This is a genomic window from Methylosinus sp. shoA (assembly GCF_059718125.1).
This window is the reverse complement of record NZ_AP046091.1, coordinates 4,742,317-4,751,160: the sequence shown is the minus strand read 5'-3', so window position 1 is coordinate 4,751,160 and position 8,844 is coordinate 4,742,317. Positions and strand designations below refer to the sequence as shown.

Here is an 8,844-nt window from a genome sequence, read left to right as displayed (position 1 = left end):
GATCGTCGGGCCCGGGCGAGCCGGCAACAGCGTGGGGCGATCGAACGACGCCGGCCCGTCGCGGCGACGGACCGGCGTCGATCATGCGCTCTTTATTTTCGTGAGGCTCACCAGCCGCAGCATCCGGACTCGTAGTTCACGATCGGGCTCGCATAGTCGACCTTGTAATGATCGATGCGATAGACCGGATAGGAGACGGTTCCGGCCGGCGAATAGCTGGTGAAATAGGGGTTCACGGGCGCCGCGGAATAGGCGGGCGCGACGGAATGATAATGGGGCCGGAAGCCGAAGCCGAAAGAGCGCGGGTAAGAGCGAAAGCCCGAATGATAGGTTTGATAGCGATAGGGCGAGACATAGGTGTGATAGGGATAGGGCCGCGGGCGCCAGCCTCTGTAATAGGAATAAGAGGGCGCGAAGTGGCGATGGCGATGGCCATAGCCCGAATAATGCGTCTGCTCGATCGGCTGCGCGAAAGAGGCGACCGCGGAAGCCGCCGCTCCGACCGGTCCCGCGAGGGCTTCGCCGGCCGGCGCCAGCGGAGCGGCGACGCCGACGGCGGCGGCGATCGCGAATTTGGACATGGCGTTCATCATTCAACTCCTCGACTCTGACGTATGCGAACACTCGAGACCAGCCTGCGCCGCGCGTTCCGGTCGACCGGGAGCCGGCGGCGCTCGTCTTCCGGCGGCGACCGGAGCGTGGGCTTATCCATGCTAGAACCGGCCGGCCGCGGATTCGGTTCCGCGACATTCGCGAAAATTCGCATCGTCATCCGCGCGCGTCGACGGCGACGCGCGCAAGCTCGCCGCGCGCGCGGCTGATGCGGCTGCGCACGGTGCCGACGGGGCATTTGCAGATGAGGGCCGCTTCTTCATACGAGCAGCCGCCGATCGCGACGAGGGTCAGCGCCTCGCGCTGCTCGGCCGGCAGTCGCGCCAGCGCGCGATTGACCTGCAGCAGCTCGAGCGCATGCTCCTGCGTCGGCGCGTCGACGAGCGTCGCCGCATGGCGGCCCTCCGGATCGGCCGTCTCCCGTCTTCGCTTGTGATAGTCGCTGTAATGGAAATTGCGCAGAATGGTGAACAGCCAGCCGACGAGATTGGTGCCCTCTTCGAACGAGGAGATGCGGCCGAGCGCGCGTGCGACCGCTTCCTGCACGAGATCGTCGGCGCGATCGGGATCGCTGCACAAGGAGAGCGCGAGCGAGCGCAGCTGCGGCATGGCGCGCACGATTTCCGCGCGAAGGCGCGTCGCATGACTGGCGCGTTCGTCGACCGCCTCCGGTCTTTCGCATGCGCGGGCCGGCGTGGGCGAAAGGCCGCGCGCCGGACGCGTCCGGCGGCGCTCGCGCGACGCGCACACCCCTGCCTCGCTCCGCAATGATGCGATCGTGATAATGTCTCGCTCGCGCGATTCCCGCATTGGACAAGACTTTCGTTCGAAACTGGAACGTCGCCGTTCCGCCGCCATGGAGGCGGCAAGGACGGGGCCGCACGAGCCTCGAGCGAGCGGCAGGGCGTGTGCGAGACGAGACGTTTCCATCCGGCCGAGCGCGGAACTCGCGCTGGACGCGAAGGCGAAGCCGAGCCATATTCGGGGAGAGAGGACGCGGAATGAGCGTCGCCTTCGATATGCTGAAATTCGTCGAGAAGCTCGAGGCTGGCGGGTTTGCCCAGGCCGAGGCGGCGGCCGAAGCGTTCGCGGAGGCGACCAGCCAGGAGCTGGTCGCCAAGAGCGACCTCGGGGAAGCGATCGCCGACCTCGAGGTCGATTTGGTTCGCTGGCTCGTCGTGACCAAGGTCGCGCTCGCCGGAGTCGTTCTCGCCGCCTTCGAATTCGTGCGGTGAACCGGCGGAACGCCGTGCGCGTGAGCGGACTTGTCGTGCGCGGGGGAGCGCCGAGCGAGATCGGCGCGCCGCTTTCCTCGTTCTCGGACAGAGGGGTCCCCACCCCGCCGGCGACGCCGTCCGATCCTCCCCGGAGGGGGAATGTGACACGCCTCCTCCGGCATTCGCCCCATCGAGCGGAATCGAGGGGCGTCGGCGCTCGACGCGCGCGTCGCAAACCCGCAAAATGACGCGGGCGCCGCCTCGATTCGCGATCGGCGGCGCCCGCCTGGACAGGGAGCCGCGGGGACGAGATGACCGACGAATTGAACCAGCCGTTGGGCGTCGGGGAGCCGGCGCCGCGGCGCGCGCCGGAACGACGCCGTGTCGCGCTGCTCGGCCTCGCCGCGGCGGGGATGCTCGGCGCCGTGGCCCTCGCGGCGCTGCTCGCGCCCAAAATCGGCGGCGACGGCCAGCCCTTCGCCGTCGCGCGCATAGAAATGATCGAGCCGCCCAAGCCGGTGGAGCCGTCGCCCGCTGCGCCTGTCGCGCCGCCGCCGACCGAGGCCGAGCGCAGCGCGGGCGCGATCGCCGAGATCGAGCGCCTCTCCGGCGTCAAGATCACGCGCGGCGGGGACGGCGAAACGCCCGGCGCTCTCGTCATCAGGATCGACGAGGGCGGACCCGGCCTCGTCCCGGCGCCCGACAAGCGGCTCGTCGAGAAGACCCGCGACGGCCTGCTGCCCAAGATCGGCGCGGACGGCTCCAAGCCGATGGACGTCTATGCGCGTCCGACCGATCTCTCCTCGCGCCTTCCCGCCGGCGCGCCGCGGCTGGCGCTGGTGGTCGGCGGGGTCGGGCTCAATACGCGGCTTTCCGGCAGCGCGATCGATGATTTGCCGGGCGCGGTGACGCTGGCGCTCGCGCCCTATGGCGCCGCCGTCGAGGAGACCGCCGCGCGGGCGCGGGCGCGCGGCCATGAGATCCTGCTGCAGGCGCCCATGGAGCCCTTCGACTTTCCGCTCGAGAATCCCGGGCCGCATACGCTGCGGACCGGCTCCGCCTCGCTCGACGATCTGCATTGGCTGATGAGCCGCTTCGCCGGCTATGTGGGCGTCGTCAATTTTCTCGGCGCGCGTTTCACCGCTGAGGCCGCCGCTCTGAGGCCCGTGCTGGCGGATATCGCCGCGCGCGGCCTGCTCTATCTCGACGACGGCACCTCGCCGCGCTCGCTGGCGCCGAGCCTCGCGCCCGGCCTCGGCCTCGCGTCGGCGCGCGCCGATTTCGCGATCGATTCGCGGGCGACGCCGCAGGACATCGACGCGCAGCTCGCGCAGGTCGAAGCGGCGGCGCGCCGCAATGGTCAGGCGATCGCCGTCGCCGAGGCGCTGCCCGGCGCGATCGCGCGCCTCGCCCGCTTCGCCCGCGATCTCGAGCGGCGCGGAATAGCCCTCGTTCCGGTGAGCGCGCTCGCGGGGCGGGTCGACGTGTCCGAGGCGCGCGCGGGACGAGCCGAATGAGCGAATTGCTCTACAGGCCCTGCGCCGGCGTGATGCTGCTCGACCGGCGCGGCCTCGCCTTCGTCGGGCGGCGGCGCGCCAAGCGCTCCGATCCCCTCGTCCTCCATCATGAATGGCAGATGCCGCAGGGCGGCATAGACGAGGGCGAGGAGCCGCTCGCGGCGGCGCTGCGCGAATTGCACGAAGAGACCAATGTGACGAGCGTCGCGCTGCTCGGCGAGTCGCGCGACTGGTACAGCTATGATCTGCCGCCGGAGGCGACCAAGCGCTGGACCGGCAAATACCGCGGACAGACGCAGAAATGGTTCGCTCTGCGCTTCCTCGGCGAGGAGTCCGAGATCGACATCGAGCGCCCCGCCGGCGGTGCGCACGAGCCGGAGTTCGACGCCTGGCGCTGGGAGGCGCCGTCGCGCCTGCCGGAGCTGATCGTGCCCTTCAAGCGCGTGGTCTATGAGCGCGTGGTGGAAGACTTCGCCCATCTCGGCGCGGAATAGGACGCCGCGCTCCTTCTCCCGCTCTGCGGGAGAAGGTGGCCCCGCGAAGCGGGGTCGGATGAGGGCTTTCTCCGACCTTGCAATCTCGGTGACCGATGCGCGGTCTTCCGGTCGCTGATATATGTTATAGCTTTCCAGCGCGGCGCCGGCCCTCATCCGACCTCGCTTCGCGAGGCCACCTTCTCCCACCAGTGGGAGAAGGAGCGCGGCGGCGCGTCCTCGCCCTTCTTCAGCTCTTCTCCGGAAGATTCAGCCGGATATGCAGCTCGCGAAGCTGCTTCGGCGTCGCTTCCGAAGGCGCGCCCATCAGCAGATCCTCGGCGCGCTGATTCATCGGAAACAGCACAACCTCGCGCAGATTCTCCTCGCCGGCGAGCAGCATCACGATGCGGTCGACGCCGGGCGCGATGCCGCCATGAGGCGGGGCGCCATATTGGAAGGCGCGATACATGCCGCCGAATTTCTCGAGCAGCGTCTCCTCGCCATAGCCGGCGATCTCGAAGGCCTTCTTCATGATGTCCGGGCGATGGTTTCGGATCGCGCCCGACGACAGCTCCACGCCGTTGCACACGATGTCGTATTGATAAGCGAGAAGATCGAGCGGGTTCTTCGTCTCCAGAGCCTCGAGCCCGCCCTGCGGCATCGAGAAGGGATTGTGCGAGAAATCGATCTTCTTCTCGTCCTCGTTCCACTCGTACATCGGGAAGTCGACGATCCAGCAGAATTCGAAGACGTCGGTCTTGCACAAGCCGAGCTCCGAGCCGATGCGCAGCCGCGCGGCGCCGGCGAGCTTGGCGGCTTTGAGCTCCTCGCCGGCGGAGAAGAACAAAGCATCGCCCGCTTTCACGCCGCCCTTGGCGGCGAGCGCGGCCAGCGCCTCCGGCGGAATGAACTTCGCGATCGGCCCCTTGCCGGCGAGCGCGCCATTCTCTTCCTCGAAGATGATGTAGCCGAGCCCCGGCGCGCCTTCCGATCGCGCCCAGTCGTTGAGCTTGTCGAAGAAGCTGCGCGGCTGCGCCGCCGCGCCCGGCGCCGGAATGGCGCGCACGACTTTGCCCTTGAAGGCCTTGAAGCTCACGTCCTCGCGCGCGAACTCCTCGCCGACGTCGGCGATGATCAGCGGATTGCGCAGGTCCGGCTTGTCCGAGCCATATTTCAGCATGGCGTCGCGGAAGGCGATGCGCGGGAAGACCCGCGTCACCGGCCGGCCAGCCGAAAATTCCTCGAACACGCCGCGCAGCACCGGCTCCACGGCGGCGAACACGTCCTCCTGCGTGACGAAGCTCATCTCGACGTCGAGCTGATAGAACTCGCCCGGGCTGCGGTCGGCGCGCGCGTCCTCGTCGCGGAAACAGGGCGCGATCTGGAAATAGCGGTCGAAGCCGGCGACCATCAGCAATTGCTTGAACTGCTGCGGCGCCTGCGGCAGCGCGTAGAACTTGCCCGGATGCAGGCGCGAGGGGACGAGGAAGTCGCGCGCGCCTTCCGGCGAGGATGCGGTGAGGATCGGCGTCTGGAACTCGAAGAAGCCGAGCTCCTTCATGCGCCGGCGCAGCGACTCGATGATCGCCCCGCGCAGCATGATGTTGGCGTGGAGTTTCTCGCGGCGCAGATCGAGGAAGCGGTAGCGCAGCCGCGTATCCTCGGGATAGGGCTGGTCGCCGAACACTGGCAGCGGCAGCTCGGCGGCGGGGCCGAGCACCTCGATCTCCGTGACATAGACCTCGACGAGGCCCGTCGGCATATCCGGGTTTTCCGTGCCGGCGGGACGCCGGCGCACTTCGCCGTCGAATCTCGCGACCCATTCCGAACGCAGCTTCTCCGCCGCCCCGAAGGCCGGAGAGTCCGGATCGACGACGCATTGGGTCAAGCCGTAATGGTCGCGCAGATCGACGAAGAGCACGCCGCCATGGTCACGAATGCGGTGGCACCAGCCGGAGAGGCGAATCGTCTCGCCGGCGTGGGCTTCGCGAAGCTCTCCACAATTATGCGAACGATAGCGATGCATGGGTCTTTGGTCTCGCAGGGGAGGGGGATGTTCCAGCCGCGGACAAGGGCAGGGGGAAGCGCCGGTGTCAAGCTCCGGGGCGCAGGCGGAGCCTTCGGGACGCTTCTCCCTCTTTCTCCCCTGCTTCGCGCCACGAGCGGGAGAGGGAGGCCGGACGAGGGCGTCACGCCATCCGGAATAGCCCTCGGCCTTTCACCCGATTTTCCCCGCCCTTCGGGTCTGCGATGTTCGCTGGGCGAACAGAGTCGCCGTCTTCGAGCGCCGGAGGAGCGGTTCTGCGCGCGGGAGGGGCATGTCCGCACAGGCCGTCATCGACCAGACGAGCGATATGTCGGCGCTGCGGTGCGACTTGTCGCTTCCGCTCGTTCTCGATTTGGACGGCGCTCTCGTCGCCACAGACACCCTCCACGAATCTGTTTTCCGTGAACGGCCCGCTTGCCCGAAAAGACGCGCGACGGCGCGCCTTCAACTCGGCGGCCGACCTCGCTATAGTCGCGCGCTCTGATCGGGGATCGTCGTCATGCGTCCGCGCGCGCGCTTTCTCGTTCTGTTGTTCGTCTGCGCCGCGGCCGCGACGCCCGCTTCGGCGCAGCGGCGGGTCGCGCTCGTCATCGGCAACGGCGCCTACCGGACCGTCGCCGGCCTTCCCAATCCGCCCCGCGACGCGGCCGCCGTGGCGGAAATGCTGCGCGGCGCGACATTCGACGACGTGACGATCCGAACCGACGTCGGCTTCCGCGAGATGAACGAGGCCGTCCGCGATTTCGCGCTGCGCGCCGCGAACGCCGATGTCGCCGTCGTTTTCTATGCCGGTCACGGCGTCGAGATCGGCGGACGCAATTTCCTCGTTCCGATCGACGCCGAGCTGAAATATGCGGAGGACGCCGACGCCGAGGCGGTCGAGCTCGATCGCGTCCTGCGGCTGCTCGAGCCGGTCCGGCGCCTCAAGCTCGTCATCCTCGACGCCTGCCGCGACAATCCCTTCGCGGCGCGCATGCGATCCATCACCGGCGCGTCGCGCGCCGTCGGACGCGGCCTTGCCGCGCCCCATCTCGAAATTTCCGACACGCTGGTCGCTTTCGCCACGGCGCCGGGCGCGACGGCGGCCGACGGCGACGGCGACCACAGCCCGTTCACGACGGCTCTTCTGAACAATCTGCTGCTGCCGGGCCTCGACGTCCGCATCGCGCTCGGCAAGATCCGCGACGCCGTGCTCCGCGCGACCGGCAATCGCCAAGTGCCGTTCATCAGCGGCTCACTGGGCGGCGAGACTTTGCCGCTCGCCGGAGCGGCCTCGCCCGTCCCGAGCCGTCCCGACGCGGAGCAGAGCGAATTCGCCGCGGCGACCGCGCGCGGCGACACAGGGGCCTTCGACGCATTCATCGCCAGATATCCGAACGGCCCCTATACGGAGACGGCGCGGCGCGAGCGCGACCGGCTGAGGGCCGCCGCCGAGTTCGCGCGGCGTCGCCCCGAGCCGGAGTTCGACGCGCCCGCCGCGCCGGGCCGGCGCTATCACTATGTCGCCGACGTGCGCCCGCCCGACGACTGGCTCGCCTTGCGCTCGGCGCCGAGCGCCGGCGAGGGATGGCGGATACGGAAAATGCCGAACGGAACCCTGCTGGAGGTGCTCTCGGAGCGCGCCGACGGCTGGTGGCGGGTTCGCGTCGTCGAGACGGGCGAGGTCGGCTGGGCGTTGAGCGGCCGCAAGGGCCGCGCCTGGATCCATTGCTGCAGGGCGCTCTGACGCGCGTTCGCCCCACGCGCCGTCGGCGGACATCCGAAGGCCTGCCGCCGGATCGGTCTAATCTGCGGTGCGGCTCGGGCCTGGAGAGGCGGGCGGGCCGGCCGGTCGGCCGTTCGTTTCCGCGGGGGCGGCGGCCGGCGTCGGCGCGGTCTGCGACTTCGGCGGCGGGGGCCGCGTGCTGGTCGGCTTCTGGTTCTGATTTCTGAGCGAGGTGAAATCCTGTTCTCGCGGTCCGGACGGCGGAGGGTCTTTTTCCTCGGACATTCCTGCGTCTCCGTGTTGGTCTCACCGCGGCCCCTGCGGTGGCGTCGGGCTGGTCGGCCCCTGGGGAACTCGGGGCGCCGGGGCTCGCTGAGACCGCGGAGGAGGCGGTCGGCTTCCGGCCGGCGGCGGATTCACATTTTTTTTGAGCGCCCCTTCATTGATGACGACGCGCGGCGGATGCTGATCCTTGGTCACGGCGACGCTCCTTGCCCGCCCGAGACATGCTGAAGCTCGAGGACGGCGTTCTTTCGATCAAGTCCGAGATAGAGAACGGGGATCTCGTCGACGAGCGCCAGCTCGGCCGATCCCTCGGGCCGATCGAAGACTCTGACGTCGGCCAGAAGAAGCTCTCGTTCGTCGCCGCCATCCGAGTAGGCGCGTATCCAACCCTGATATGTCTTTCCGTTTTCATGATGGCGAACCGTTACCCAGCTGTCGAGGTCGGGAGACGTCAATGCGAATTGCCAGATGTCGACCTCGTTGGTCCGTCTCGTCAGACACATTTTGGCGATCACATTATGTGCAATGCTGTGAGTCTGGACGTGGGAGACCACGAAGCCGAGAAGGACGCCGATCAGAGCGGCGAATCCGATTTGCTCGGCTCCGAGCCCTTTTTGAGGATTGAGTATCGCCAAGCTCAGACTGCCGTTCAAGCTCCTCGACCAGAATCCCGCCGGCGGAGAGCCGATGGGGGTCGGAACAGTGAAGCTGTCGTAGGCTCCCTCGAGAAATCCGGCGATCGCATAGCTCGCAATTCCGTAGATGAAGATCGAAACGCCATTTTCGAAATCTGTTCTCGGCCGCTTGGGGCCGAGCGCCTTCACGATCTCGAGGGCGATGATGCCGGGTATCAGGAAAAACAGAATTTTGAGAGCGGTTTCGTCGATCTTGGGAAGCATGAAACGCACCGACGGATCATGAGACGATCGCAGTGTAACAGTCGGCGGCGCCGGGCGCTACGGCCGCGATCCATGGAGCCGCTCTC

General features: G+C 68.0%; 8 protein-coding genes. 4 read left to right on the top strand and 4 right to left on the bottom strand.

Annotated elements, in window-relative coordinates:
* Positions 1-107: 107 nt before the first annotated feature.
* A complete protein-coding gene (locus AC6IW9_RS22225) occupies positions 108-581 on the bottom strand; it encodes a hypothetical protein (protein ID WP_497767546.1) in 474 nt (157 codons plus the stop codon).
* 187 nt (positions 582-768) lie between these two features.
* Positions 769-1,221, bottom strand: a complete 453-nt coding sequence (locus AC6IW9_RS22220; protein WP_497767544.1) for a sigma-70 family RNA polymerase sigma factor — start codon at positions 1,219-1,221, stop codon at positions 769-771.
* 392 nt (positions 1,222-1,613) lie between these two features.
* Here AC6IW9_RS22220 and AC6IW9_RS22215 point away from each other — a divergent pair, with 392 nt between their 5' ends.
* From AC6IW9_RS22215 to AC6IW9_RS22205, 3 genes are all read left to right on the top strand, one after another.
* On the top strand, positions 1,614-1,847 hold the full coding sequence (locus AC6IW9_RS22215) for a hypothetical protein (RefSeq protein WP_497767541.1): 234 nt from the start codon (positions 1,614-1,616) through the stop codon (positions 1,845-1,847).
* 293 nt (positions 1,848-2,140) lie between these two features.
* Positions 2,141-3,346, top strand: a complete 1,206-nt coding sequence (locus AC6IW9_RS22210) for a divergent polysaccharide deacetylase family protein (RefSeq protein ID WP_497767538.1) — start codon at positions 2,141-2,143, stop codon at positions 3,344-3,346.
* Positions 3,343-3,840, top strand: a complete 498-nt coding sequence (locus tag AC6IW9_RS22205) for an RNA pyrophosphohydrolase (protein WP_497767536.1) — start codon at positions 3,343-3,345, stop codon at positions 3,838-3,840. Before AC6IW9_RS22210 ends, AC6IW9_RS22205 begins: the two co-directional genes overlap by 4 nt.
* Before the next feature lie 229 nt (positions 3,841-4,069).
* On the opposite strand, the gene aspS is transcribed toward AC6IW9_RS22205, so the two are convergent.
* Entirely contained in the window at positions 4,070-5,848 is a 1,779-nt protein-coding gene (aspS, locus tag AC6IW9_RS22200) for an aspartate--tRNA ligase (RefSeq protein ID WP_497767533.1), read from the bottom strand.
* Positions 5,849-6,368: 520 nt separating this feature from the next.
* Between aspS and AC6IW9_RS22195 the strand changes: the two genes are divergently transcribed.
* A complete protein-coding gene (locus tag AC6IW9_RS22195) occupies positions 6,369-7,595 on the top strand; it encodes a caspase family protein (protein ID WP_497767530.1) in 1,227 nt (408 codons plus the stop codon).
* A 455-nt stretch (positions 7,596-8,050) separates the two neighbouring features.
* Here AC6IW9_RS22195 and AC6IW9_RS22190 read toward each other — a convergent pair whose 3' ends face one another.
* The gene (locus AC6IW9_RS22190; protein ID WP_497767528.1) at positions 8,051-8,767 is read right to left on the bottom strand and encodes a hypothetical protein; all 717 of its coding nucleotides are present in this window, start codon (positions 8,765-8,767) and stop codon (positions 8,051-8,053) included.
* Positions 8,768-8,844: the final 77 nt, after the last annotated feature.

Bases quoted from the DNA above. Each gene is read 5' to 3' on its own strand.
- AC6IW9_RS22195 (WP_497767530.1), top strand. From the start codon at position 6,369: ATGCGTCCGCGCGCGCGCTTTCTCGTTCTGTTGTTCGTCTGCGCCGCG.
- AC6IW9_RS22205 (WP_497767536.1), top strand. From the start codon at position 3,343: ATGAGCGAATTGCTCTACAGGCCCTGCGCCGGCGTGATGCTGCTCGAC.
- AC6IW9_RS22220 (WP_497767544.1), bottom strand. From the start codon at position 1,221: ATGCCGCAGCTGCGCTCGCTCGCGCTCTCCTTGTGCAGCGATCCCGAT.
- AC6IW9_RS22215 (WP_497767541.1), top strand. From the start codon at position 1,614: ATGAGCGTCGCCTTCGATATGCTGAAATTCGTCGAGAAGCTCGAGGCT.
- AC6IW9_RS22225 (WP_497767546.1), bottom strand. From the start codon at position 581: ATGTCCAAATTCGCGATCGCCGCCGCCGTCGGCGTCGCCGCTCCGCTG.
- aspS (WP_497767533.1), bottom strand. From the start codon at position 5,848: ATGCATCGCTATCGTTCGCATAATTGTGGAGAGCTTCGCGAAGCCCAC.
- AC6IW9_RS22210 (WP_497767538.1), top strand. From the start codon at position 2,141: ATGACCGACGAATTGAACCAGCCGTTGGGCGTCGGGGAGCCGGCGCCG.